Consider the following 710-nt stretch of genomic DNA (forward strand, 5'->3'; position numbering starts at 1 on the left):
GCCCTGGCCCATGCGCTGCACGAGGCCGGCGACGGGGAAGGGGCGGGGCGGGAGGCGCGGGCGGCCATCGCGGAGGCGCCGCCGGAGCTGGCGGAACAGGCCCGCTTCCTGCTGGCCGCGCTGGGCGAGGACCCGGCCCCGGACCGCGCGCCCGCCGCCTATGTGCGCGAACTCTTCGACCGCTACGCGCCGCGCTTCGACGCGCATCTGGTGGAAGAGCTTCAGTACCGCACGCCCGATGCCCTGGCGGCCCTGCTGCGACAGGCCGGGGTGGCGGCGGATGGAAGCCACGCGGTGCTGGACCTGGGATGCGGCACCGGCCTGTCCGGACGCGCGCTGAAGCCCTTCGCCTGGCGCCTGGAGGGGGTGGACCTGTCGCCCCGGATGCTGGAGCAGGCCGGGCGGACGGGGCTCTACGACGCCCTGCACGAGGCCGACCTGCTGGGCTTCCTGCCAGGGCAGACCAGGGCTTTCGGCCTCGTGGCGGCGGCGGACGTGCTGAACTACCTGGGCGACCTCCGCCCCGCCCTGTCGGGAATCGCCGGGGCGCTGTCGGAGGGCGGCGTCGCCGGCTTCAGCCTCGAGCTGGGGGCGGTGGCGCCCTATGCGCTGGGCGAGGGGATGCGCTACCGCCATCATCCGGACCATGCGCTCGCCCTGCTCGCCGAGGCTGTCTCTTGATCACATCTACGCACAGCTCCACCGTAAGG

1 protein-coding gene is annotated in these 710 nt (G+C 74.4%); it reads left to right on the plus strand.

Features of this window, described 5'->3' with window-relative positions; all coding sequences use genetic code 11:
• The coding region (locus tag ROTAS13_RS25430) for a class I SAM-dependent methyltransferase (RefSeq protein ID WP_139323620.1) at positions 1 to 681 on the plus strand (681 nt) is incomplete at its 5' end.
• Between the last annotated feature and the right edge of the window lie 29 nt (positions 682 to 710).

The sequence above is a fragment of the Roseomonas sp. TAS13 genome, from assembly GCF_001950415.1.
In the GTDB taxonomy this organism is placed as follows: Bacteria; Pseudomonadota; Alphaproteobacteria; order Acetobacterales; family Acetobacteraceae; genus Roseomonas; species Roseomonas mucosa.